This is a genomic window from Paenirhodobacter enshiensis (assembly GCF_000740785.1).
Lineage (GTDB): Bacteria > Pseudomonadota > Alphaproteobacteria > Rhodobacterales > Rhodobacteraceae > Rhodobacter > Rhodobacter enshiensis.
Genome location: NZ_JFZB01000044.1, coordinates 1 through 25,069, shown reverse-complemented (window position 1 = coordinate 25,069; position 25,069 = coordinate 1). Strand labels below are relative to the sequence as shown.

At 68.0% G+C, this 25,069-nt stretch carries 17 protein-coding genes; 11 read left to right on the top strand and 6 right to left on the bottom strand.

Annotated elements, in window-relative coordinates:
• The first annotated feature begins 11 nt into the window (after positions 1-11).
• Both CG50_RS14265 and CG50_RS14260 read left to right on the top strand, forming a co-directional pair.
• Entirely contained in the window at positions 12-1,790 is a 1,779-nt protein-coding gene (locus tag CG50_RS14265) for an ATP-binding response regulator (protein ID WP_036639772.1), read from the top strand.
• Between the two features lie 88 nt (positions 1,791-1,878).
• A complete protein-coding gene (locus tag CG50_RS14260) occupies positions 1,879-2,508 on the top strand; it encodes a response regulator transcription factor (RefSeq protein ID WP_036639770.1) in 630 nt (209 codons plus the stop codon).
• A 58-nt stretch (positions 2,509-2,566) separates the two neighbouring features.
• Here CG50_RS14260 and CG50_RS14255 read toward each other — a convergent pair whose 3' ends face one another.
• The 6 genes from CG50_RS14255 to CG50_RS14230 all read right to left on the bottom strand — a co-directional run bounded on the left by CG50_RS14255 (position 2,567) and on the right by CG50_RS14230 (position 9,317).
• On the bottom strand, positions 2,567-3,877 hold the full coding sequence (locus CG50_RS14255) for a BamA/TamA family outer membrane protein (RefSeq protein WP_051910032.1): 1,311 nt from the start codon (positions 3,875-3,877) through the stop codon (positions 2,567-2,569).
• A 144-nt stretch (positions 3,878-4,021) separates the two neighbouring features.
• Positions 4,022-5,218 (bottom strand): tetratricopeptide repeat protein, encoded by a 1,197-nt coding sequence (locus CG50_RS16320; RefSeq protein ID WP_152559546.1) that lies wholly within the window; start codon positions 5,216-5,218, stop codon positions 4,022-4,024.
• 28 nt (positions 5,219-5,246) lie between these two features.
• Complete coding sequence (locus CG50_RS14245) at positions 5,247-5,801, bottom strand: hypothetical protein (RefSeq protein ID WP_036639767.1); 555 nt, start codon at positions 5,799-5,801, stop codon at positions 5,247-5,249.
• A gap of 439 nt (positions 5,802-6,240) precedes the next feature.
• Positions 6,241-7,749 (bottom strand): tripartite tricarboxylate transporter permease, encoded by a 1,509-nt coding sequence (locus CG50_RS14240; RefSeq protein WP_036639765.1) that lies wholly within the window; start codon positions 7,747-7,749, stop codon positions 6,241-6,243.
• Between the two features lie 31 nt (positions 7,750-7,780).
• On the bottom strand, positions 7,781-8,242 hold the full coding sequence (locus CG50_RS14235) for a tripartite tricarboxylate transporter TctB family protein (protein ID WP_051910030.1): 462 nt from the start codon (positions 8,240-8,242) through the stop codon (positions 7,781-7,783).
• A 100-nt stretch (positions 8,243-8,342) separates the two neighbouring features.
• Positions 8,343-9,317, bottom strand: coding sequence for a Bug family tripartite tricarboxylate transporter substrate binding protein (locus tag CG50_RS14230; RefSeq protein ID WP_152559545.1), 975 nt, complete (start codon positions 9,315-9,317; stop codon positions 8,343-8,345).
• Between the two features lie 294 nt (positions 9,318-9,611).
• Between CG50_RS14230 and CG50_RS14225 the strand changes: the two genes are divergently transcribed.
• The 9 genes from CG50_RS14225 to pbpC all read left to right on the top strand — a co-directional run bounded on the left by CG50_RS14225 (position 9,612) and on the right by pbpC (position 24,869).
• Positions 9,612-10,289: a response regulator transcription factor gene (locus CG50_RS14225; protein ID WP_036639763.1), complete on the top strand. Its 678-nt coding sequence runs from the start codon at positions 9,612-9,614 to the stop codon at positions 10,287-10,289.
• Positions 10,276-11,682, top strand: a complete 1,407-nt coding sequence (locus tag CG50_RS14220; protein WP_036639761.1) for a sensor histidine kinase — start codon at positions 10,276-10,278, stop codon at positions 11,680-11,682. The genes CG50_RS14225 and CG50_RS14220 overlap by 14 nt, the downstream gene beginning before the upstream one ends.
• A 1-nt stretch (position 11,683) precedes the next feature.
• Complete coding sequence (locus CG50_RS14215; protein WP_036639758.1) at positions 11,684-12,778, top strand: ABC transporter substrate-binding protein; 1,095 nt, start codon at positions 11,684-11,686, stop codon at positions 12,776-12,778.
• Between the two features lie 129 nt (positions 12,779-12,907).
• The gene (locus CG50_RS14210) at positions 12,908-14,665 is read left to right on the top strand and encodes an alkaline phosphatase (protein WP_036639755.1); all 1,758 of its coding nucleotides are present in this window, start codon (positions 12,908-12,910) and stop codon (positions 14,663-14,665) included.
• A gap of 67 nt (positions 14,666-14,732) precedes the next feature.
• Positions 14,733-15,182, top strand: a complete 450-nt coding sequence (locus tag CG50_RS14205) for a hypothetical protein (protein WP_036639752.1) — start codon at positions 14,733-14,735, stop codon at positions 15,180-15,182.
• 19 nt (positions 15,183-15,201) lie between these two features.
• Positions 15,202-15,909: an ABC transporter ATP-binding protein gene (locus CG50_RS14200; protein WP_036639750.1), complete on the top strand. Its 708-nt coding sequence runs from the start codon at positions 15,202-15,204 to the stop codon at positions 15,907-15,909.
• Complete coding sequence (locus CG50_RS14195; protein WP_036639748.1) at positions 15,909-17,162, top strand: FtsX-like permease family protein; 1,254 nt, start codon at positions 15,909-15,911, stop codon at positions 17,160-17,162. Before CG50_RS14200 ends, CG50_RS14195 begins: the two co-directional genes overlap by 1 nt.
• A 277-nt stretch (positions 17,163-17,439) precedes the next feature.
• Positions 17,440-22,824 carry an alpha-2-macroglobulin family protein gene (locus tag CG50_RS14190; RefSeq protein WP_394297141.1) on the top strand — a complete coding sequence of 1,795 codons (5,385 nt, stop codon included), beginning with the start codon at positions 17,440-17,442 and terminating at the stop codon, positions 22,822-22,824.
• Complete coding sequence (pbpC, locus tag CG50_RS14185) at positions 22,821-24,869, top strand: penicillin-binding protein 1C (RefSeq protein WP_036639745.1); 2,049 nt, start codon at positions 22,821-22,823, stop codon at positions 24,867-24,869. Before CG50_RS14190 ends, pbpC begins: the two co-directional genes overlap by 4 nt.
• The last annotated feature ends 200 nt before the right edge of the window (positions 24,870-25,069 follow it).

Genomic DNA, 25,069 nt, shown 5'->3' with positions numbered 1-25,069 from the left:
GGGACCGGATCGTGACCACCGAGCCCGAAGACGACCCCTGCGCGGGGGCCGCCGACCCGCTGTCGGTACTGATCGACACGCTGTCCACCTCGGATCTGGCGCAGGACCGGGCGCTGTTGCTGCTCGACGAGGCCGGGGCAGAGCTGTTCTCCAACCCCGAAGGCGCGGCGCTGTGGCAGCGCTGGACGCGGGGCGGCGGCACGCTGCCCGCCGAACTGGCGGCGGCGCTCAGCGACATTGCCCCCTATCAGCGTCGCCGGCTGCCGACGATCGGTGCGATGCTGACCTGCCTGCCGCTCGGCCCCGGGGGGCGGCGGGTGTGCCTGTGCCGCGCCGAGCATCCCTCGCCCGAGACCGAGGCCCGGCGCCTGATCCGCCGTCTTGCGGTGCACGATCTGCGCACCCCGCTGCAGGCGCTGCTGGCGATGACCGAAGGCAGCGCGCAGCTGTCCGAGGCGGCGCGGCTGGTGCTCGGACGGATCGACGACGTTCTGGCGCTGTCCGAGGCCGAGGCGACGGGCGATCTGTCGCGCGATTTCGATCCTTCGGCCACCGTCGCGGCCATCGTGACGATGATCGCCCCGCTCGCGCGCGAACGCGGTGCGCAGCTGGTCTTCGAGCCCCCCGCGCCGCGCGCCGTGCTGCGTGGCCCCGAAACGATTTTCCGGCTGCTGGCGCAAAACCTGATCGGCAATGCGGTCACGCATGGCGCCGGGCTGCGCCGGGTGGTGCTGCGCCTTGCGCTGACGCGCCCGGGCGTGTGGAGCGTGACGCTCGAACAATGGCAACAGGCGGGCAGCGTGCCGCCCGGGCTGGTCGAGGCGCTGGCGCGCGGCGGACGGTCCGGCTCGGCCGGGACGCGGCTGATGAATGCCGCGGGGCTGGTGCTCGACGCGCATTGGAACCTGCTGAGCCGCCCCGGCGAAGAAGCGATCAGCGTCGCTTTCTCCCTGCCCGAGGCGACCGGGCTCAGCCCCGCCGATCTGGCCGACGCCCCCGGCGCGGCGCCGCCCGCGGCCGATCTGCACGGCGCGCGGCTGCTGATCGTCGAGGACAACGCGATCGTGCGCGACTGGATGGCGCGGGCGTTCCGCCGCGCCGGGGCCGAGGTCAGCACCGCCCCCGACGGGCAGGCCGGGCTGATGCTGGCCAGCGCCGCCCGGCCCGCGTTCGACGCGGTGCTGCTCGACCTCGTTCTGCCTGAACTCGACGGACTGACGCTGGCGCGACGGCTGAAACAGACGCAACGTCACGACCGGCCGCAGCTGATCGGGTTTTCCGCCCATGACGACGCCGAGACCCGCGCCGCCTGCGCCGCGGCCGGAATGCGCCGCCTGCTGCCCAAACCGCTTCCCGCCGCGCGGCTTCTGGCCAGCGTGGCGCAGGAGATCCGCGACCTCAGACCGACGGAGAACCCGATGCCCCGCCCCGCCCCCGCCCAGATGTTCAACGCCGAGATCGCCGGCGAACTGCGTGCCGACCTTGGCGAAGACGGGGCGCGCCGGTTCATGATCCGCGCCCTCGACGAAGCCGGCGCGACCGTTCAGGCGCTGCGCCGCGACGGCTTCGGGGCCGCGACGCGGGCGGAACTGCATTCCTCTGTCGGCTCGTCGGGCATCACCGGGCTGGCCCGGGTCGAGGCTGCATTGCGCCGGGTTCAGGACATCGGGCACGCCGGCGGCGACATCGCGCCGGCCTGCGATGCTCTCGCCGAAGCGATCGCCGCGACCCGCAATGCTCTTGACGCCTCGCCGTTTTCTTCCACACGATCCGGGAACGCTGACCCTTAGAAACAGGATAGTCATGCGTGAAAAAGTGCTGTGACTTAGCACTGCGTTTAGTTAAACGCCAAGAAAATGACAGAAAGGCCTCGTCTCGATGACACCCGGCGACAAACTCCGACTACTCATCGCCGATGACCATGCGATGATTCTTGAAATGTTTCAGATGTTTGCAGGTCAGACCACCGATATGGAGCTGATTACGGCGAAGGACTTCGACGAAGCTTTCGGCCAGATTCGCGATCATGGCCCGTTCGATATCGTTCTGCTGGATCTGCAGATGCCCGGGATGAACGGCCTTGAGGGACTGGAGCGCGCCCTCCCGGCGAACCAGGGCAAGCCGGTGGCGATCCTGACCGGAAACCCGACGGCGCATCTGGTCGATGACGTTCTGGGCCGTGGCGGCAGTGGCGTCGTGCCGAAGACCATGCCGCTGAAAACGCTGGCGAATGCGATCCGCTTCATGGCGGCGGGGGAACGCTACGTGCCGCTCGAGCTGCTCAGCAACCGCACGGCCGCGCGCGAGGCGCTGGAACATCCGCTGACCGAGCGCGAGTTCAGCGTGCTCGAACATCTCGCCGATGGCAGCTCGAACCGCGATATCGCCTCGGCGCTGAGCCTGGCCGAGCAGACCGTGAAGATGCACGTCAAGTCGATCTGCCGCAAGCTCGGGGTCAGCAACCGGACCCAGGCGGTGATCGCCTCGCGCGACAAGAACCTGCTGTAAGCCACGCAAGGCCCGGTCCGCACGCCCCGGCACAAACGCCGGGGCCCGGGGGCGCAGATCAGAACCGCGCCGAGAAGCTGAGCCCGAAGCTCTGGGTATCGTCGCCCTTCTCCTTCTCGGTCGCCTTCGCCAGATACAGCGACAAGGGCGCCCCGTGCACGTCGAAGGTTACGCTCACCCCGACGGCGCTGCGCAGCTTCTCGCCATCGTCGATCGCGCCCCCGAGCGTGTCGTTCAGCCCCCAGACCGAACCCGCGCTGGCGAAGGCCCCGATCCGCGTCGGGGTGTGGAACACCTCGCCCACCGAACGCTGCACGTCGATGCTGCTGACGGAGAAATAATTGCCGCCGAGGAAATCGCCGCCATCCTTCGGCCCGATCCCGCGCGGCGAGAACCCGCGGAACATCGCCCCGCCCAGCTGATAGCGGTCGACGATCCGCGTCGACGCACTACCCTGCCGGGTCAGCGCCCCGCCCTGAAAACTGAGCATCAGCAACGTATCCGCGGCCAGCGGAAAGCTCGACTGCATCGACACCCGGCTGTCAGCCAGCGCATGTTCGTCGCCGATGTTCCAGAAATACTGATCGAAGCGGATCTCGTAGGCCGGGGCGGTGAGGGTCGAGACACTCTGATCGGAATGGACGGAATAGCTGAACCGCGTGTAGGGCCGCACCACCGAGCCCTCCTCGGCGCGGATCAGCGCGCTGGCGTCCGCATCGACATTATCGAGCGAATCCCGCCGATAGCCGAGGCCGCCCTCGAACCGGCCGAACGCCGGATCGACATGGGCAAGGTAGCCCTCGACGCGCGCGACGCGGTGATCGAAGCTCTGATCGTCATAGGTGGTGTTCAGAAAGCCTGCATCCAGCCCGAAATCCAGCCGGCCGGGGGTGTCGCCGCTGTAATAGGCGGTCGTCGCAAGGCTTTGCGATTCCGCCCCAAGCCGCATGTCGATCGAACCATAGGTATTCGGGAACAGGTTGTAGCGCTCGAAGAACACCGAGCCGACGATACCGTCGTCGCTGTCATAGGCGATGCCGAAGCTGACCCGGCCGGGACGCAGCGGCTTTTCGGTTACATCGACGACCAGCGTCTTGCCCTCGGCGCTGACACGGGCGGCGGTGAAGACGCCCGAGCCGGTCAGACAGGTCTCGATCCGGTGCAGATCCTCGTCGCTGTAATCGGTGCCGGGGGCGATGTCGCAGGCGGCGCGAACCTGATCTTGCGAAACCATCTTCGTGCCGCGCACCGTCACGGTGTCGAAGCTGCGGGCCTCGGCGACGGCGCCCGCCCCGAGGAGGCAGGGCACGATTGCTGCGGCTGAGACAAGCGCGAGACACGCCCCCTTGCTCTTGCGGTCAACGTGCATGTCTTTGCTCCTCGGATTGGTCTTTACAGTCTTTCGGTCAGAACTCGTCACCGAACGCGCAAAGACTGTCAACATTTGAGGGAAATCCGACGAAAACGCCCTGGCGACTGTGGCCGCAAGGCGACGATCGCCCCCACCTGGGCCTTATTCGGGCATATGGATGAATTTCGCCCAATGCGGCATCGCCTTGACGCCGCCGCCGACATGGATCGTGCCCGGCAGATCGTAGCCCGGCGGAAAGCCGCTCGCCCTCGGAAAACCGAAAACGGAGTCGTGAACCGCGACATCGCCCTGAATCATCGGCCAGACCTGTTCGCCCAGAAAGGCCTGATCGGCGAAGCGATTGCCGTGGTAGGCGGTGGCTGCGGACAGATAGTCGCGGATCGGCGGCAGCACCCCGGCCGTGCCGCCCCACATCCCGGCCAGAATCAGTTCGTGGTGCAGCACGTGGTCGCGCATCACATGGAACCGCCGCCCCGAGGCCAGCCAGTCCGACACCGCGAGCAGCTCCTTCGCGTTCAGCCTCGAATCCGCATCGCGGCAGACGAAGACGTTCACCCCGGGGTCGTCCGAGACGAAGAAGCGCCACATCGGGCGCAGCGCCGTCAGCGCCGGATCGTCCATCATCACCACCTGCGCGCCAAATGCCCGCAGCGCCACAATGGCATCGTAAGGCACGGTGTTGTCGCAATAAAACCGCGCCGTCCAGCGCAGATAGAGGTGTTTCGCAAGCTGCGCGTTGACGATCGCGCCGGTGACATATTCCGGCCGGTCGCCCCACAGCGAGAAGGCGATGATGTTGCGCTCGGGGTGCTCGGGGTCGAACCCGCGCCCACCCGGTTTCAGCCCTGCCCGGGCGAAATCGCTGGTGGCGGCGCAAGCCATCGCATGATCGTGCTTGTCATGCAGATTGCGCAACCCCTCCCGGCGCGCCTCCTTGTCATGGCCAGAGCGGCTGAGGCACGAAATATAGGTGTTGCGCGTCGGAATATCGTCGCGCAGCCGCAGCGCCTCACGCAGCGGCCCGAGGGCATCGTCCCAGGCGCCGCGCTGCTTGAGAAACAGCCCGAGCGCGACATGGCCATCGAAATCCTTCGGATGGGTGAGCCGGTAATATTCGAGCGCCCGGCGCGCCATCGCCTCGTCCCCCGCATCGCGCAGACAATAGGCCATGAACAGCCCCGCGTTGCCCTCGGGGTCGCGCTTGGCTGCCACGCCATAGACCCGGGCCGCATCCATGAAGCGCCCTTCGTCACGCAGGTTGCGCGCCATACGGCGGATTTCCGCGACGGAAACCTCCGCTGCCGGGATTTCTGCGGCGATGTCCGCGGCCTTGCTCATGTCGATCGGCCTCATGCCTGCCGGACCGTCAGGCCCGCAGCGCCGACGGCTGCGGCGCGGCCAGCGAACCGACATAGCGCCGGTTGTTGCTCCGCGCCATGCGCAGCGCCCGGACGAAGGCCGCCTGCGACAGCGGAGTGCGCAGCGTCACATCGCAGATCGCCATCCGCTCGGTGCCGAAGTCGTCGCCCTTGACCGAAGGAGACAGCAGCAGCAACGGCACCTCCGGCAGCGCCCGGCGCAGGAACAGGCAATGCTCCACCAGTTGCCGGATATCCTCCGCCGCGCTTTCGTCGACCAGGATGAAATCGAGCCGGGGCGCGAGCCGGCGCAGCCAGTCCTCGCCAGCCCCCGCCTCCTCGGCGTAGGTCACCGAACCGCCCATCAGGCCGATCCACTCATCCATGCAGTCCGAGACGTAACCGCGCCGGCCGAAGAACACCGTCTTCCCCCGCGGACAGAAGGTCGAGATGAAGACCGAGCGCGACCGCGACCGCCCCCAGCCGAACATCGAAGGCCGCTGCACCTGAGATGCCGGCACGAACGTGTTGTTCTCTGCTCTGCTGTCAACATAACCGAACATTCGACACCCTCCCGCGAGCGGTTTTGCCTGATCGAATCGCCATCTGCGATTGAAGCTCGGGAGAAGGCTATGACCACAATATCCGTTATGCAATACTAAAGTATGTATTTTGCTGTCTGTCGGCACGACACGTCTTCGGCCATTGGGCCAGAGAAGACATCGGGCGCCATTGCCCCGGGAGAGATTGCGACCCCTGTGAACCCTGGCCTTGTTTCAGCCTGGAAGCCGGACCGCCGAGCGGTCTTGTTCCGGAGGATCGCGCTTGCAAACGCGGTCAGTTCCGGTCGTCCGCCCGCAAGTCGGTGTCCCCCGACAGGGCTGTCTGTCCGGTCCTTCGGCGACGCCGTCCGTCCGCGCGATCGCCGGCACACAGGAAGAGGCCGGGCGCGCATGGCCCCGCTCAATGACCCGCCCGCCGCTCACGGCGGGCGGGTCCGTGTCACTCCGCAGTCATCCGGACATTGCGCCGGCGCGCCCGCCACGACAGCACCAGCGGGAACACCGCGACCAGCACCGCCAGCCCCCACAGGATCCGCGAGATGTCGCTTTCGAACAGGATCGACGGATCGCCGCCGGAGATCGCCAGCGCGTTGCGCAGGTTCACTTCCATCACCCGGCCCAGAACGAAGCCGAGGATGATCGGCGCCATGTCGAAGCCCGCCTTGCGCAGCAACCAGCCGACGAAACCGATCCCCAACATCAGGAAGATCGAGAACACCGAGGCATGGGTCGAATAGACACCGATGATCGACAGCACCAGAATGCCGGGGACCAGCAGCCAGTTCGGCACGGTCAGGATGCGCGCGAAGATGTTCACCAGCGGCAGGTTGAGCAGCAACAGCAGGAAATTGCCGACGAACAGCGAGGCGACCAGCCCACCGACAATCTCGGGGCGCTCGGTCAGCAGCATCGGGCCGGGCTGGATGTTGTAGAGCATCAGCGCACCGAGCATCACCGCCGTCGTCCCCGAGCCCGGAACGCCCAGTGTCAGCATCGGCACGAAGGCCCCGCAGGCGGTGGCGTTGTTCGACGCTTCCGGAGCGGCGAGCCCGCGCACATCGCCCTTGCCGAAGGTGCCCTCGGTATCCGAGATCCGCTTCGCCGTCGTGTAGGCGATGGCGCTGGACACCGAGGCGCCGGTCCCCGGCAGCACGCCCACCACGAAGCCGATGCAGGCGCTGCGCAGCGCGGTGCCGGTGCTTTTCGTGACATCGGACATACGCACCATCATCCGGCCGAGCTTGCGGATGACGGTCACCCCCCTGCCCTGATGCTCGAGGATCAGCAGCGCCTCGGAGATCGAGAACAGCCCGATCACCAGAACCACGAATTCGATGCCATCGCTCAGCTCCGGCTCGTCGAAGGTGAACCGGTAGGCGCCCGAGGTCGCGTCGAGCCCGACCGTCGCCAGCATCAGGCCCAGCACACAGCCGATCAGCGTCTTCACAGGATTGCTGCCCACCATCGAGCCGAGCGTGGCGAAAGCGAAGACCATCAGGACGAAATATTCCGCCGGACCGAAGCCGATCGCCAGCCCGGCAAGGACCGGCGCGAACAGCGCAAGTCCGGTCGCCCCGATCATCCCGCCGGCGAAGGAGGCCAGCCCCGAAAGGGTCAGCGCCTCGCCCGCGCGGCCCTGCCGCGCCATCGGATAGCCATCGAGGGCAGTCATCACGGCACCTGCGTCGCCCGGCACGTTCAGCAGGATCGACGAGATCCGCCCGCCATATTCCGCACCGCAGTAGATCGCGGCGAGCAGGATCATCGTGCTTTCAGGCGGCAGCCCCATCGAATAGGCGATGGGCAGCAGCAATGCGATACCATTGATCGGCCCGATGGCGGGCAAGGCTCCGACGAGCGTGCCGATGAAGCATCCCGCGAGGCCGATCAGCAGATTTTGCATTGTCAGGGCAACGCCGAAGCCTTGCCAGAGGTATTCCATATTCATCGTTGCACTCTTTCCTCAGGCAAAAGGGCGATCAGCCGAAGATCAGGCCGACGGGCAGATAGACCTCGAGCAGCCAGTCGAACACGAACCACCACAGGATCGCGTGACCGATGCCGCCCGCGACGGCCCATTTCAGCGGCGCACCGAACAGCATCGCCACCGCGAGGGTCAGCAGGAAGATCGAGATCGCGAAGCCCGCCGGCTCGAACAGCGCGACGCAGACCACCAGAACCGCCGGCACGGCCAGAACGCGCAGCAGCAGACGTCCCGACGGGAAGCCTTCCGAGGTGCCGGGACGGATCAGATAAAGCACGCCAAGCACCCCGAGCACGACCGACAGCGCGACCGGGAAGACGCGCGGACCGAGCGGGTCCGACGCGAAGGAGTAGTCAATGGCGCTTCCCCCGATACCGTAGGCAACGGCCAGGGCGATGAAGACGATGGCGGCGATCCGACCGATAGTCTTGTGAGGTATGTTTTCCGTTTCGAACATTCTTGGCTCCGTCCGCTGCCCCGCCGGGGCGGCCCCGGCGACTGGTTGAAACGCCGGGCGGCAAACCCGCCCGGCAGTCCATGCCCGCAGGCATCGTTGTTCAGAGGCCGAACTCGCTCGCCAGCGTCTTATACCGGCTCACGTCGCTCTTGACCTGAGCCTCGAAATCGGCGCCGAGGACGGTGTATTCGAACAGGCCGCGTTCCTCGCGTTCCCTGGCGAACTCGGGGGTCTTGCTCAGCTTCTCGAAAGCGTTGACCCACCACTGGTAATCGGCGTCGGGGACATCCTTGCCGACGTAGAAGCCGCGCCAGATCGGCCATTCGATATCGAAGCCCTGCTCCTTCGCGGTCGGCACATCGGCCAGCTCGCCGGGCAGGCGCTCGGGCGACATGACGGCGAGGATGCGGACCTTGCCCGCGGCGTGATGCTTGACCATCTCGGCCGCATCGCCGGCACCGACCTTGATGTGCCCGCCCTCGAGCGCCGTCAGAACCGCGCCGCCGCCCTCGAGGGCCACGTAACGCATCTCCTTCGGGGGCTGGCCCGCGGCCTTGGCGAGCAGCGATCCCTTCATCCAGTCCTGCGAACCGATGGCCCCGCCGCCGCCAACGGCAAAGCTCTTGGGGTCGGCCTTGTAGGCCGCGACGAGATCCGAAAGCGTCTTGTAGGGCGAGGAGGCGTTGACCACCAGCACACCGTAATCGGCGCCCAGCGCCCCGAGCCAGCGCACCGCCGTCTCGTCATACTTGCCGAATTTCCCCTGCGCGATCAGCAGGGCCGAGCCCGAGGACGCCGCCGAGATCAGGTTCGGATCGTGGCTGCGCTTGCTGATGACATGGTTGTAGGCGACGACACCGACACCGCCGTCCATGTAGGTGACGATCATCGGCTTCGAAATCTCATGCGTCGCCAGAAGGCTGTTGGCCGCGAGCCGGCAGGTCAGATCGAACCCGCCACCCGGCTTCGCCCCGGCGAGGCACTCGGGCTTCGTCGGTTCGGCGAAAGCCGCACCGCCCATCGAGGCCGCGAGGATCATGGCCCCGGCCATGGACTTGGAAAACATCCGGATCATGTGTCTCTCCCTAGCAATCCGTTTGCAGGAAGCCCGCAGCCGTCGCGTGGCACCGGACAAGACGCGGCTGCGTCGATCCGGTCTTCCCGGGGGCGCGATGGTCAGGGGCCTCCCAGCCTGCCCGCCAGTCTCCTCTCCGGCGAACGATCCATCGCTAGCTCGCGAACCTGTCACGAGACTGTCATCGCGGCTGTCATCGACAGATCGCCGGCTTCGCCCGCTCGTGTGCCCCGGCCCCGCGCGCCCCGTCCGGCGAGGGTTGATCGCGCCACCGCTCCATGACAGCATCGCGCGATGCGCATTCTGCTTGTCGAAGATACCCATGATGTCGGAGAGGCCATCTCGCGTCGCTTCGGCGCCGTGGGCCACGCTGTCGACTGGGCAACCGATGGCGAGGAAGCCGCGGCGATTCTCGAATTCACCCGGTTCGATCTGGTGATCCTCGATGTGATGCTGCCCGGCCTCGACGGGTTCGAGATCCTGCGCCGCATCCGGCTGGCGGGAAACGCCGTGCCGGTGCTGATCCTCACGGCCCGGTCCGAGATCGACGACCGGGTCGATGCGCTCGACCTCGGGGCGGACGATTATCTGGTCAAGCCGTTCGACTTTCGCGAACTGGAGGCGCGCGCAAGGGTGCTGATGCGGCGCGCCACGGTCGGCGAGGCCACGAATGTCATCGCCTGCGGCGATGTGCTGCTCGACCGGACCAACCGCAGTGTCCGCGTCGGCAAGCGCGAGATCCAGCTCAAGCGCCGCGAGATCACCCTGCTCGAGATCCTCGCCTCGCGGCCCGGACGCATCTTCGGCAAGGACGAGCTGCTCGACCGTCTGTTCGGCTTCGATGAGGCCCCCGGCATCAACGCGGTCGAGCTCTACATCGGCCGGTTGCGCCAGAAGCTCGAGGGCGCGCGTGCGAAGATCGTGACCGTGCGCGGGGTCGGATACCGGCTGTCCCCCGATGGCGAAGAGTGAGACCTCGCTTTTCGCCCGCATGGTGGTGCGGGTGGCGGCGGTGCTGCTGTTCGGCGCGGCGGGGCTTGTCGTGGCGGCGTGGTTCTATGCCCGGACGGCGGCCGATGTCGCCTATGACCGGCTCTTGCAGGGTGCTGCGGTGCAGATCGTCGAAAACCTCGCGATCATCGACGGCAAGGTGGAGGTGACGGTTCCCGCCTCGGCCTTCAAGCTGCTCGCGCTCGCGGAACGCGACCGCATCTTCTATCGCGTGATCGGCCCGCAGGGACGCACGCTGACCGGCTATGCCGATCTTCAACCCGATCCGCGCAAGCTGCCGAAGAGCGACGAGGTGAGCCTGCTGTCCACCCATTTCAGGGGCAGCCCGGTGCGCATGGCCATCGCCGGGCGGCGGTTCTTCGATCCGTCGTTCACCGGCCCGGCCTATGCCATCGTCGCCCAGACGACCGAGGCGCGCCACGCGCTGATTTCCGAGCTGACCTCGCGCGCGACGGGGCTCGTCGGGATCATGAGCCTGTTCGGCCTTGCCGGTGCGGTGCTGGCCGTCGGTTATTCGCTGCGGCCGCTGAACCGGCTCGGGGCGGCCCTGCGCCAGCGCGACCCCCGCGACCTGACCGAACTGGCGGTGGAGGCACCACGCGAAATGCGCCCCTTCGTGGATTCGATCAACCATTTCATGGGGCGGCTCGGCGGACGGCTGAAGCAGTCGGAACGCTTCGTCGCCGACAGCGCGCATCAGATCCGCACGCCGCTGACCGCGATTTCCGCGCAGCTCAACATGGTCGACGAGACCGGCCTCGACCAGGCCAGCCGCGAGCACCTCGACCGCGCACGCGAGCGTGTCACCGAAATGGCCCGGCTGATCCATCAGCTGCTCAGCCATGCGCTGGTGATCCACCGCTTCGAATCGACCGCGCTCGCCCCGGTCGATCTGGTCGCCGTCACCCGGCACGCGTTTCGCGCCGCCGTGCCGATCACCATCGACCCCGATATCGTCGTCTCCTTCGAGGCGCCCGAAACCCCGGTCATCGTCATGGCCGATACGCTCAGCCTGCGAGAGGCCATCACCAACATCATCGACAACGCCGTGCGCCACGGCGCGGTGGCGCGTCTCGAGGTCCGGGTGCGCACCGAGGGCGAGACGCAGGCCGTCGTCGAGGTCGAGGACGACGGACCGGGGATCGGTGCCGAGGACTGGACACGACTGACGCAGCGCTTCGCGGCCTCATCGGGCGGCAAGGGTGTCTCGGGGCTGGGTTTCGCCATCGCCTCGGAGGTGACGCAGGCGCTCGGCGGGCGGCTGTGGCACCGGCCGGCGACGGCAACCGAACGCTTCGCGGTGGTCATGACGCTGCCGCTCGCCCCCGAGGCGGCCGATCGGAAGGAAGGGTGAGATGAGACAGGCGTTTCTCGGGCTGCTTGCGCTCGGCCTCATGGCCGCATCCGGTCTGGCGCAGGCCCGCGCGGCAGAGGGAGAACGCACCTTCTTCCCCGCTCCCGCACAACAGGCGCGGGTCCTGAACCTGACGGCGGCGACAGATCTGGAGGCGATGGCGCCACTGATCCGCGGGTTCCAGAAGACCGCCCCTGACGTCGCCGTCGATTTTCGCGACATGGTGACGAACGACCTGTTCGAGAAGGCCGAACGAGCCTGCGCCGAACAAAGGCCCGAAGCCGATCTGCTGATCTCTTCGGCGGTCGATCAGCTGGTGGCGCTGGCAAACGACGGCTGCGTGCTGGCGCATCGCTCACGCGAGACCTCTGCGCTTCCGGCATGGGCGAACTGGCGCGACGAGGTTTTCGGCTTCAGCTTCGAACCGGCCGTGATCGTCTACGACAGCCGTCACGTTCCGCCAGAGGACGTGCCCGAGAGCCATGCCGATCTCGCCGATCTGCTGCGCCTGAAGCCCGACCGTTATCGCGGGAAGATCGGCACCTATGACATCTCGAAATCGGCCATCGGCTACCTGCTAGCGTTCTACGATTCGCAGCAGGCCCCGATGACCTATGGCCGTCTGCTGGAAAGTTTCGGCCGCGCGGGAACCCTGACGCGATGCTGCAACAAGGACGTGCTCGATGCCCTTGAGGACGGCCGGATCGAGATCGCCTACAATGTGCTTGGCGGCTATGCCTATGCGTTCCATCTGCAGCACCCTTATCTGAGGGTCGTCGTGCCGCACGATTACACGATCGTGCTGTCGCGCGGGATGGTCATTCCGAAACAGGCCGCCCAGCCCGACCTCGCGCGGCGTTTCGTCGATTACCTGCTGTCGGCCGAAGGGCGTGCGGTCACGGACCGGCAGGCGTTCTACTTCTCGGCGGCGAATCCCCTGCCCGACGACGTCACCGGACCGAAGGCACTGATGGCCTCGGGCATCGGACGGCCCATCGCCATCGGCTCGGCCCTGCTCGCCGCCCGCGACCGGGCGCAGCGCGAACGGTTCATCGCCGGCTGGGTCGATGTGATCGGCCCCGGCCAGTCGCGCTGAACCGCATCGCCCGGCAGGCGAGACGCCTGCGCGAAGCTCTCCTCGACGGGACAAGTGTCACATTCCCGTGATGTCCCGGATCTAAGTCAGCCCTCGGATAATCGAACTGCATTGATTCACGAGGCACGAATGCGCGCACTTTTTCTCTCTCTCGCCGCGACCACGATTCTGGCCGGGATTGCACAGGCTGAACCGGCGATCATGCCGCTCGACCGGGCGACGATCCTCGCGGGCTCGCCCTTCGACTTCAAGATCGAGCTCGATCAGGTCCATGCCGCGGCAGACGTGGCGGTCACCGTCAACGGTCAGCCCTATGCTTCGGTCTTCGGCAAGCCGGCCGAATTCGTCGCCGAGGAGAAGGGCAAGGACGGCAAGGTTCTGGGCTCGGCGCTGATCGCGCGCGGCCTGAGCATCGCCAAGCCCGGCGATTACACCGTCGCCGTCACCGCCGGGACGGAAACCAAGTCGGTGACCTGGACGGTCTATGGCACCCCGGCCGTTCCGACGGCGAAGAACGTCATCTTCCTGCTCGGCGACGGGCTGTCGGTGGCGCATCGCACCGCGGCGCGGATCATGTCGAAGGGCATGCATGACGGCAAGGCGGACGGGCGTCTGGCGATGGACGACCTCGACCACATGGCGTTCATCGGCACCTCCTCGACGCATTCGATCGCGACCGACTCGGCCAACACGATGTCCGCCTACATGACCGGCCACAAGTCGCGGGTGAACGCGCTCGGCGTCTATGCCGACCGCACGCCCTCGAGCCTCGACGACCCGAAGGTCGAGACCATCGCCGAGGCGCTGCGCCGCACCACGAAGAAATCGGTGGGCATCGTCTCCACCGCCGAGATCGAGGACGCCACCCCGGCCGCCGTCGTCTCGCACACCCGCAAGCGCGCCGACAAGGCCGAGATCGTCGGCATGATCTACGACGTGAAGCCCGAGGTCGTCCTCGGCGGCGGCTCGGCCTATTTCCTGAAATCCGGCATCCCCGGCTCGAAGCGCAAGGACGACAAGGATTACATCTCGCTGTTCCGCGATGCGGGCTATACCGTCGCCACCACCGCGACCGAGCTGAAGGCGGCCGATGGCAGCAACAGCGGCAAGATCCTCGGTCTGTTCCACACCGGCAACATGGATACCAAGCTCGACCGCTCGTTCCTGAAGACCGGCACCGTCGACAAGTTCCCCGATCAGCCCGGCCTCGTGGACATGACGCAGACCGCGCTCGACCAGCTGTCGAAGAACCCCGACGGCTTCTTCCTGATGGTCGAGGGCGCCTCGATCGACAAGATGTCCCATCCGATGGACTGGGACCGCGCCGTGATCGAGACCATCGAGTTCGATCAGGCGGTCGGCGTGGCGAAGGACTTCGCCAGGACCCATCCCGACACGCTGATCGTGGTGGCCGGCGATCACACGCATGGCGTGTCGCTGATCGGCACCATCGACGACGACAAGCCCGGCACCGAGATGCGCGACAAGGTCGGCGTCTATGACGATGCCGGTTACCCGAATTACACCGACGCCGATCACGACGGCTATCCCGACAAGATCGACGTGTCGCGCCGTCTGGCGATCTTCTCGTCGAACTTCCCGGACTATTACGAGACCTTCCGTCCGAAGATGGATGGCCCGTTCGAGCCGGCGGTGAAGACGGAGACGGGCGATTACGTCGCGAACGAGGCCTACAAGGATGTCCCCGGCGCGGTGCTGCGCGTCGGCAACCTGCCGAAGAGTGCCGACACCGCCGTTCATGCGGTCGACGACGTGGTGCTGCAAGCGACCGGCCCCGGCTCGGACGAGTTCAAGGGCTACATGGAGCAGTCCGACGTCTACCGGGTGCTCGCCGACGCTTTCGCGCTCGGTGCCGCGCAGAAATAAGCCGCTGACGGCTGTTTTCGGGGGCCCGCCCGCGCGGGCCCCTCTCCCATTTCCGACCGGGGGTCCCATGCCTTTCGCTCTTCGCCGCCGCCAGTTTCTGGCCGCACTGCCCGCTCTGGCCTCCCTGCCGCGCATGGCGCGGGCAGAGGCGCCCGAGCTGACCTTCGATCAGCTTTACGGCGGCTACAGCGCGCTCGGGCTGACGTTCTCGGACAAGGTGAAACTGCTCGACGGCCAGAGCGTGCGCATCCGCGGCTTCATGGCGCCGCCGCTGAAGGCCGAGGCGCAATTCTTCGTGCTGACCAGGGTACCGATGGCGCTGTGCCCGTTCTGCTCGACCGATGCCGACTGGCCCGACAACATCGTCGTCGTCTACCTCGAACACCGCCAGACCTTCGTGCAGCCCAACCGCACCATCGAGGTGACCGGGCGGCTCGAACACGGGTCCTGGGTCGATCCGGACACCGGCTTCGTCAGCCAGCTGCGGCTGCGCGATGCCAGTTTCGGCCTTGTCTGACAGCGCAGGAGGCCGACCGATGCCATCGCTTTCCCTCTCCGGGCTCGAGGTCCGGTTTCCCGGGCTCGACGCCCCGAGCCTGCGCATCGCGCACCTCGAGATCCCGGCGGGCGCGCAGGTCGTGCTGACCGGCCCCTCGGGCTCTGGCAAATCGACGCTGGTCAACGCGATCACCGGGCTGATCCGTCCGGCCGCGGGGCGGGTGCTGTGGGACGGCACCGATATCGCGGCGCTGACCGAGGGCGCGCGCGACCGCTGGCGCGGTGCGAATATCGGGCTGGTGATGCAGGAGTTTCACCTGTTCGCCGGCCTGACGGCACGCGAAAACGTGCTGCTGCCGGCGCGGCTTGCGCGTGCGGCCGGGCCGGAAACGCTCCGCCGCGCCGATGCGCTTCTGGCCGAGGTCGGCCTGTCGCGCCCCGATCAGCCGGTGCAAACCATGTCGCGCGGCGAGATGCAGCGCGTCGCCGTCGCCCGCGCGCTGCTGCGCCGCCCCGGTGCGATCGTCGCCGACGAACCGACGGCGAGCCTCGATCCGGCGAATGGCGCGGCGATCGGCGCCTTGCTGCAACGGCTTGCCACGGCGTCCGGCGCGACACTGATCGTCGTCAGCCACGACCCGCGCCTGATCGCCCGTTTCCCGCGCCGGATCACGTTGCAGGACGGCGAAATCCGCGCCGACCGGACCGCCGAGCTTTCGACCCCTGCCTTGCCGGAGATCGCCTGATGTTGCGTTTCATTCTGGCCGATCTGCGCCGGCTCTGGCCCGCGGCCATCGTGGTGGTGATGCTGACCGCGCTTGCCGTCGCGCTCGGCACGGCGGTGACCTTGCAGGAACGCGCGCTGAGGCTCGGCTCGGCCCGGGCGTCGGAGAAATTCGATCTGGTGATCGGTGCCCCGGGCAGCGAGACCCAGCTCGTGCTCTCGAGCGTGTTCCTGCAACCCGCCGCGCTGCCGCTGATGCCGGGCGAGGTGCTGCGCGATCTGGCGCAAGATCCGCGCGTCGCCTGGGCCGCGCCGGTGGGCTTCGGCGATTTCTTTCAGGGTTATCCGATCGTCGGCACCTCGCGCGCGGCGATCGCGGACGGCGCTTCGGCCCTTGCCGAGGGGCGGATATTCGCGGCAGAGGGCGAGGCGGTCGTGGGCTCGGCGGTCAGGCTGTCGCCCGGCGAGACCGTCACCCCGATGCACGGTCTGCCCGAAGCGGGCGGCCATGCGCATGGCGAGATCGGCTATCGCATCACCGGCCGGTTGCGCCCGACGGGCACCCCATGGGACCGCGCGATCCTGGTGCCGATTCAGGCGGTCTGGCATGTCCATGCGCTTGAAACCGGCCATGAGGCCGCACCCGATCACGCTCCGTCCGATGAGGCGGGGCATGAAGACGGCCACGGGCTGTTCGATGCCGATGCCGCACTCGACGAGGATTGGAGCGGCGCGCTCCCCGGCCTTCCGGCGATCCTCGTCAAGCCGCGCAGCATCGCCGACGCCTACCGCCTGCGGCAGACCTACCGGCAGCGACCCGACACGCTGGCAGTGTTCCCGGCCGAGGTGCTGACCGGGCTTTATGCGATGATGGGCGATGCGCGCACGGTGCTCTCGGCCATTGCCATCGGCACGCAGGCGCTGGTCGCGGCTTCGCTTCTGCTGGTGGCGGTCATCCATGTCGGGCAGCGCCGCGCGCAGATCGGCGCGCTGCGGGCCCTCGGCGCACCGCGCGGCGCGATCTTCGCCATCGTCTGGGGCGAGCTGTGCGCGCTGATGCTGGTGGGGCTCGGGCTGGGGCTCGGGCTCGGCTATCTCGCCGCGCGGCTGATGTCGCTAGGCTTCGCGGCGCGTCAGGGGTTTCCGCTGCCGGTGGAATTCAGCGGCGACGATCTGACAGGCCTCGGGCTTCTGGCGCTGGCGGGGCTCGTGGTGCCACTGATCCCGGCCGCACTCGCCTGGCGGCAACCCCCGCTGACCGCGCTCCGGGGGTGAGAGCGGGTCCGGACGGCGGAACTGACGCGAACGGAAGATGTCCGGTCTCCTACGGGCGGTTCCGGGGGCCGGGATTGCCCAGCCCCCCGCTTTCCCCCGCCCCGCGACAGGCCCCCGGCTTCGGGGTTTCATTGTCCTGCCGCACGGCGCATGTCATACTCACGAAACCGCGAGCACCAGCTTTATCGCCTTATTTTCTGTCAGAGGTATCATGCGCCTGTCTGCATTTCCCCGCCTTCTTGTGACGATCATGGCACTGACGGGGGCGTCAGGCGTAATGGCTCAGGCAGAGCAGCCCTCGCCGATCCCGCCAAAGCGCATCGCCTTCGGCGAAGGCGTCGATCTCGTCGGGCGCGACCTGCAGAAGATCTTCGACACCGATATCGAGGCCTGCATCGCGGCCTGCCTCGACACCGCCGCCTGCACCGCGGTGACGTTCAACAGCCGCAACGGATCGTGCTTCCCTAAGGCCGACGTGACCGGCTCGACCCCGTTCAACGGGGCGTTCTCGGGGCTGGTGCTCGCGCAAGATCCCAAGGTTCTGGCGAAGGGGATCGCGCGGGCGAAAGCGGCCGGGTTCCTCGGCCCTGACCGGATCGAGGCCGCGCGTCGGCAGGCAGAGGGTTTCGGCCAGCAGCACGAGACCGGCCTTGCCGATATCAATGCGCTGCGAACGGAGTTTCTGAAGGCCGTCGCCCAGGGTGACACGGACGCGGCGCAACGTCTGGGCGGGGCGCTGATCGTGCTGACCGACGCCGCCGACCTCTGGGTCGATTACGCGCGCCGCGCGCTGGAAACCGAGGACAGCCAGGACGAGGCGGCCCCGGCCGCGGTGAACGGCTATCTGCGCGCGATGGATGACGCGACGGCGGCCGAGGCGCTCGTCGTGCTGTCGCAGGCCTTCGAGCAAAGCGGCGCGACCCGCGACACGATCCCGGCGCTGACGCTTGCCGCGCAGCTGTCGAACCGCGAGGACATTCAGGCCGCGCTTGACGATGCAATCGGGAAATACGGCTTTCGCATCACCGGCAACCGGGTCGAGGCCGATGGCGCCGCGCCCCGGATCTGCGCCGATTTCTCGCAGGATCTGGCGCGCTCGGGCGTCGATTATGCGAGCTTCGTGCAATTGCCCGCGGGCGGCCTTTCGGTCGAGCCGGAGGGCAGCCAGATCTGCATCGGCGGGCTGGAGCGCGGCACGCGCTACACCGTGACCTTCCGCAAGGGCCTGCCCTCGGCGACCGGCGAGACGCTGGTGAAATCGGTGCCGGTCACCGGTTATGTCCGCGACCGCGCGCCTCAGGTCAGTTTCGCCGGTCAGGCCTATATCCTGCCGCGCGGTGCCGATCAGGGGCTGCCGGTGCAGACGGTCAACCTCGAACATCTGGATCTCAGGATCCTGAAGGTTTCCGACCGCAATCTGGTGGCGGCGATCCGCGAGGGCTTCATGGGCCGCCCGCTCGATCACTGGGACATGGAGCAGCTCTCGGACCAGATGGCGCAGACGGTCTGGACCGGAACCGCCGATGTGAAGATGGAGGTGAACCGCGAGATCACCACCCGCCTGCCGGTTCAGGACGTGACCGGGGCGCTCGGCCCCGGGGTCTATGCGCTCGAGGCGAAGGTGCCCGGCGCGGACCCCTACGAGCATCCGGCGGCGACGCAGTGGTTCTCGATCTCGGACCTCGGCATGGCCACCTGGTCGGGCACCGACGGGCTGAGCGTCGCGGTGCGCCATCTGTCGGACGCCTCGGCCGCCAGGGGCGTGAAAGTGGAACTCGTGTCGCGCGCGAACGAGGTGCTGGGCACGGTGCAGACCGATCCCGAGGGCGTCGCGCATTTCGGCCCGGCACTGGCGCTGCGCGCGGACAACGGGGCGCCGGCGATGGTCTCGGTCTCGGAAGGCGACGACATGTCCTTCCTGTCGCTGACGGATGCCGAGTTCGACCTGTCGGATCGCGGTGTCACCGGCCTGCCGCCCGCGCCGCCGATCGACCTGTTCCTGACCACCGACCGCGGCGCCTATCGCGCGGGCGAGACGATCCATGCCACGATGCTCGCGCGCGATACCGAAGTCGCGGCGCTCTCGGGCGTGCCGCTGACCGCGGTGCTGATCCGTCCCGATGGCGTCGAATACCGCCGCACCCTGACGACAGACGCGGGCGCCGGTGGCCATGTGGTCGATTTCGCGCTCGGCGCCAACGTGCCGCGCGGCACCTGGCGGCTCGATGTCCATGCCGATCCGAAGGCGGCGCCGCTCGCCTCGGCGAAACTGCTGGTCGAAGATTTCCTGCCCGAGCGGATCGACTTCGATCTGACCATGACCGAGGGGGTTCTGCCGGTCGGCGATCTGCCGCAGATCGGGCTAGACGCGCGCTATCTGTTCGGCGCGCCGGGGGCGGATCTCGGCTATGAGGGCGACATCCGGCTGAGCGCGACCACCGCCCTGCCGGGCTTCGAAGGCTATCGTTTCGGCCGCTATGACGAGGAAGCGCCGAAGATCTTCGGCACCATCGACTCGGGCGTGACGGATGCGGACGGCAAGGCCGAAGTCCCGCTCGCCCTGCCCGAAGAGGCGGCCGAGATACGCCAGCCGCTGAACGGGCAATTCACCGTGCGGGTGCGCGAAGGTTCCGGCCGGCCGGTCGAGCGCGAGGTCTCGCGCACGCTGATGCCCGAGGCGGTGGTTCTGGGCATCAAGCCCGCCTTCGCCGACAGCCTGCCCGAGGGCGCCACCGCGCGGTTCAGTCTGATCGCGCTCGGCCCCGAGGCGAAACCCGTCGCGCAGAAGGCGCATTGGCGCGTCAACCGGATCGAGCGCACCTATCAGTGGTATGCGCTCGATGGCAGCTGGAGCTGGGAACCCACGGTAAAGCGCACCCGCGTGGCCGAGGGCGATGCGGCGCTCTCGCCATCCGGCGCGACCGAGATTTCGGCGAAGACCACCTGGGGCGAATATGAGCTGATCGTCGAGGCCGGAACCGGGTCTGACTACACCGCCTCCTCGGTATCCTTCGAGGCGGGATGGTTCGCCCCGGCCGACACCGTGGCCAGCCCCGACCGGCTGGAGCTGTCGCTCGACAAGCCGGGTTACAAGGCGGGCGAGACCGCGCATCTGCGGATCGTGCCCGCGGCCGATGGCGTGGCGCTGGTGTCCGTGCTGTCGAACCGGGTCATCGCGATGAAGGCGGTTCCGGTGAAGGCGGGCGAGAATGTGATCGACCTGCCGGTGACCGATGAATGGGGCGGCGGTGCCTATGTCACTGCGATGACGATCCGGCCGCTCGATGCGCCGAAAGCGCCCGCACGGGCGCCGGTCCGCGCGCTCGGCCTCAGCTATGCGAGCGTCGATCCGGGTGCCAGGCTGTTGCACGCGAGCTTCGACATGCCCGACGCCTCAGAGCCGCGCGCGGCGATGCCGGTGGCCCTCAGGGTCGAGGGCGCGAAGGCCGGGGATGTCGTTCACGCGACGATCTCGGCCACCGATGTGGGTATCCTGAACCTGACGGCGTTCAAATCGCCCGATCCGGTCGGCGCCTATTTCGGCCAGCGCCGTCTGGGCGTCGGGCTGCGCGATCTGTATGGGCGGCTGATCGACGGACGCGCCGGCGTCGCAGGCGCGATCCGCTCGGGCGGCGATGCCTCGATGTCGGTGGCGAATGCCCCACCCCCGACCGAGGAACTGGTCGCCTATTTCTCGGGTCCGCTGACGGCGGACAAGGATGGGATCGTCCATGCGTCGTTCGACATGCCGGCGTTCAACGGCACGGTGCGGCTGAACGCGGTCGTGTGGACCACGACCGCCGTCGGTCAGGCGAACAAGGACGTTCTGGTGCGCGATCCGGTGGTGGTGACGGCCTCTGTGCCGCGGTTCATGGCGCCCGGCGACACATCCCGCGCGCTGCTCGAAATCGTCCATGCCCGCGGCCCCGCGGGGCAGATGGCGCTTCAGGTCAGCTCTGACGGGCTGGCGACCGGCGATGTCCCCGCGACGGTCACACTGAAGGATCAGGGCAAGGCGGTGGTCACGGTGCCGATCAGCGCCCCGATGTCCGAGGGCGTTAAGACGCTTTCGGTCGTGCTGACCACGCCCGACGGCAAGCGGCTGGAGAAGACGCTGACCATCCCGGTCGAGCGCAACGATCCCGCCATCGCGCGGCAGTCGCGCTTCGATCTGGCGGCGGGCAAGACCTTCACCCTCGATGCGAACCTGTTCGCCGGCCTGGTGGCGGGCACGGGTCACGCGACCGTCGCCGCCGGCCCCATCGCGCGGTTCAATACGCCGGCACTGCTCGCCGCGCTCGACCGTTATCCCTACGGCTGCACCGAGCAGATCACCTCGAAGGCGATGCCGCTGCTCTATCTGTCCTCGGTCGCCGAAGCGATGGATCTGGTGACCCCCGCCGATCTGCCGGCACGGATCGACAGTTCCATCGCGGCCATCCTGACCAATCAGGACAGCTCCGGCGCGTTCGGGCTGTGGTCGCCCGAGTCGGGCGATGGCTGGCTCGATGCCTATGTGACGGATTTCCTCAGCCGCGCGCGCAAGGCCGGTTACAAGGTGCCGGATCTGGCGTTCCGGCAGGCACTCGACAACCTGCGCAATCAGGTGAATGCCGCCCCCGATTTCGATGCGACCTCGAATGGCGGCGGCGGGCTGGTGGCCTATCAGCTGATGGTTCTGGCCCGCGAGGGCGCGGCGGCCATCGGCGATCTGCGCTACTATGCCGATGTGAAGGGCGACGATTTCGCGACGCCCATTGCGGCGGCACAGCTGGGCGCGGCGCTGGCGGCCTATGGCGATCCGACGCGGGCCGATGCGATGTTCGCCCGCGCCGGCCGGATGATCGCGAAATCCGGCAAGGACAGCACGCATTGGCGCGACGATTACGGCACCAATCTGCGCGACATGGCGGCAGTTCTGACGCTCGCCTCCGAGGCCGGATCGACGGCCATCGACCGCGACAAGATCGGCGCGACGCTGTCCGACCGGATCGGCGCGACGCAGCTTTCGACGCAGGAGGCGAGCTGGTCTCTCCTCGCCGCGAGCGCGATGATCGACCGCCCCGGCGCCGAGGGGCTGACGATGAACGGCATCGCCGTGAAGGGCCCCGTCGCGGGCGTCTTCGACGCGCAGGCCGCCGAGCCCATCGCGATCTCGAACACCGGCACGAAGCCGCAGGTGCTGACCCTGACCACCACCGGCGTGCCCGAGGTGGCCGAGCCCGCCGGCGGCACCGGCTGGTCGATCCGGCGCAGTTATTTCACCATGGAAGGGGAACCCGTCGATCCCGCGAAGATCGCGCAGGGCACGCGCCTTGTCGCGATTGACGATATCCGTCCGCATGGCCGGCAGGAGGCGCGGCTGATGGTCAACGATCCCCTGCCCGCCGGGTTCGAGATCGACAATCCGAACCTGCTGCGCGCGGGCGATCTGGCCTCGCTCGACTGGATCGGCGAGACCGCCGACACCCGGATGACCGAGTTCCGTCAGGACCGCTTCCTCGCCGCGCTCGACTGGCAAAGCGATGCGCCGTTCCGCCTCGCCTATATCGTGCGCGCGGTCAGCCCCGGCACGTTCCATCTGCCCGCGCCCTCGGTCGAGGACATGTATCGCCCCGATCAGCGCGCCCATGGCGAGACCGGGACCGTGGTGATCGAGTGAAACCGCATCGCGCGCTGTTCGCGCTCGCGCTCGCGCTCGCGCTGGCGGCGGGCGGGCGCGATGCGCTGGACGACTGGGTGACGCGCACCGAGCTGCCTGAGCTGAACGTTCCGGTGGGAACAGAGGTCGTGGCGCGCGACGGCTCGCTTCTGCGGGTGTTCCCGGTGGCCGACGGGCGATGGCGGCTCGATCCGCGCGATGTCGATCCGGCCTATCTCGCGGCACTGATCGCCTGCGAGGACAGCCGCTTTTACAGCCACAACGGCGTCGATTTCTGGGCGGCGTTGCGGGCGGTGGCGCAGATGCTGCGCGCCGGTCATGTGGTCTCGGGCGCCTCGACGCTGACGATGCAGGTGGCGCGGCTGATCGAGGAGGGTCCGACCGGACAGATTTCGGGCAAGCTGCGGCAGGTGCGCGTCGCGATGGCGCTGGAACGGCGTCTGACGAAGCCCGAGATCCTCGATCTTTACCTACGGCTTGCGCCCTTCGGCGGCAATGTCGAGGGGGTGCGCGCGGCAACGCTGAGCTGGTTCGGCAAGGAGCCGCGCCGCCTGACGCCGGCCGAGATCGCCCTGCTGATCGCTCTGCCGCAATCGCCCGAGACCCGGCGCCCCGACCGCGCCCCCGCCGTGGCCCGGGCGGCGCGCGACCGGATCCTGTCGCGACTGGCGCAGGCCGGTGTGCTCGACGCCGGGAGTGCCGCGGCGGCGACGCGCGAGAAGATCCCGGCCAAACGGCACGATTTCACCGCCCTCGCCCCCTATCTGAGCGAACGGCTGGCTGCCGCCTATCCGCCGGGTGCGCGGATCCCGACAAGCATCGACCCGGCGCTGCAGCGCGCGGCCGAGGCCCTTGCACAGCGCGCGGTGGCGGGGATGGCGTCACAGGTTTCGGTGGCGATGATCTTCGCCGATCACCGCTCGGGCGAGGTTCTGGCCGAGGTCGGCGGTGCCGAATGGACGAATGGCGCGCGGGCGGGCTTCGTCGATCTGACGCGGGCGATCCGCTCGCCGGGATCGACGCTGAAGCCGTTCGTCTATGCTCTGGCCTTCGATGACGGGCGGGTCAATCCCGAGACGCTGATCGACGACAAGCCGGCCGCTTTCGGTCTGTGGCGGCCACAGAACTTCGACCGGCAGTTCCGCGGCACGGTCTCGGTGCGCGAGGCGCTGATCCTGTCGCTGAACCTGCCGGCGGTGAGCCTCACCGATGCCATCGGGCCGGCGCGGCTGATCGCGACGCTGCGGCGCGCCGGCGCGAAGGTGCAGATCCCCGGCGCGCGGGTGCCGGGGCTGGCGGTCGCGCTCGGCGGGCTCGGGATCAGCCTCGCCGATCTGGTGCAGGCCTATGCGGCGCTCGCCCGGATGGGGCAGCCCATCGCGCTCTCGGCCGAGGCCGGCGCAGCGCATCCGCTGCCCGGGCGTCTGTTCGGTGACGTCGCCGCCTGGCAGGTCGCCGACATCTTGCGGCAATTGCCGCCGCCGCCGGGTGCCGCGCGCGACCGCATCGCCTACAAGACCGGAACCTCCTACGGCAACCGCGATGCACTGGCGATCGGCTTCGACGGCCGTTGGGTCGCGGGGGTGTGGATGGGGCGCGCCGATGGCACGCCGGTTCCCGGTGCCTTCGGCGGCGAGCTGGCCGCACCACTGCTGTTCGAGATGTTTGACCGTGCCGGCGGCCCGAAGGAGCCGCTCCCCCCCCCACCGCCGGCCACCCTGATCGTGCCGAACGACCGCCTGCCGCCCCCCTTGCAACGCTATCGCCCCCGGGAAGCGGTGTTTTCCGGCATCGCACAGGACGATCCCGTGCTGGCCTTTCCCCCGGACGGCGCCCGGATCGAACTGGCCGATGGGGCGGGGCTGACGGTGAAGCTGCAGGGAGGATCGCCGCCCTTCACCTGGCTTGCGAACGGCGTGCCGCTGGTCATCGCGGCGCGGACACGCGAAGCGGTTCTGGATCTGCCCCCTGCCGGCGCGATCCGCCTGACGGTTCTCGATGCCATGGGGCGATCCTCCTCCGCCACGGTCGTGATCGGGCCGTGAAGACGACCTCCTCCCGCAAGATGCCCAGGTCGTGTCGGCAAATGGCTTCCCCCGCTGTGACCGGGCGTGGCTCACGCCCGATATCTGCGATGGCCTGAGCAGCCTGGCACGCCCCCGATGCCGGACGAGAATGGGCGTTCTTTTTCCGGACCGCCCTGCCCCGGAGCTGTTTCGCCGTTGATCCTGGTCCGGCCCGAGCC

Coding starts and splice junctions, on each gene's coding strand:
- CG50_RS14190 (WP_394297141.1), top strand. CDS start 17,440: ATGGCTCAGGCAGAGCAGCCCTCGCCGATCCCGCCAAAGCGCATCGCC.
- CG50_RS14255 (WP_051910032.1), bottom strand. CDS start 3,877: ATGCACGTTGACCGCAAGAGCAAGGGGGCGTGTCTCGCGCTTGTCTCA.
- CG50_RS14215 (WP_036639758.1), top strand. CDS start 11,684: ATGAGACAGGCGTTTCTCGGGCTGCTTGCGCTCGGCCTCATGGCCGCA.
- CG50_RS16320 (WP_152559546.1), bottom strand. CDS start 5,218: ATGAGCAAGGCCGCGGACATCGCCGCAGAAATCCCGGCAGCGGAGGTT.
- CG50_RS14205 (WP_036639752.1), top strand. CDS start 14,733: ATGCCTTTCGCTCTTCGCCGCCGCCAGTTTCTGGCCGCACTGCCCGCT.
- CG50_RS14240 (WP_036639765.1), bottom strand. CDS start 7,749: ATGAATATGGAATACCTCTGGCAAGGCTTCGGCGTTGCCCTGACAATG.
- CG50_RS14235 (WP_051910030.1), bottom strand. CDS start 8,242: ATGTTCGAAACGGAAAACATACCTCACAAGACTATCGGTCGGATCGCC.
- CG50_RS14260 (WP_036639770.1), top strand. CDS start 1,879: ATGACACCCGGCGACAAACTCCGACTACTCATCGCCGATGACCATGCG.
- CG50_RS14195 (WP_036639748.1), top strand. CDS start 15,909: ATGTTGCGTTTCATTCTGGCCGATCTGCGCCGGCTCTGGCCCGCGGCC.
- CG50_RS14230 (WP_152559545.1), bottom strand. CDS start 9,317: ATGATCCGGATGTTTTCCAAGTCCATGGCCGGGGCCATGATCCTCGCG.
- CG50_RS14220 (WP_036639761.1), top strand. CDS start 10,276: ATGGCGAAGAGTGAGACCTCGCTTTTCGCCCGCATGGTGGTGCGGGTG.
- CG50_RS14200 (WP_036639750.1), top strand. CDS start 15,202: ATGCCATCGCTTTCCCTCTCCGGGCTCGAGGTCCGGTTTCCCGGGCTC.
- CG50_RS14225 (WP_036639763.1), top strand. CDS start 9,612: ATGCGCATTCTGCTTGTCGAAGATACCCATGATGTCGGAGAGGCCATC.
- CG50_RS14210 (WP_036639755.1), top strand. CDS start 12,908: ATGCGCGCACTTTTTCTCTCTCTCGCCGCGACCACGATTCTGGCCGGG.
- CG50_RS14245 (WP_036639767.1), bottom strand. CDS start 5,801: ATGTTCGGTTATGTTGACAGCAGAGCAGAGAACAACACGTTCGTGCCG.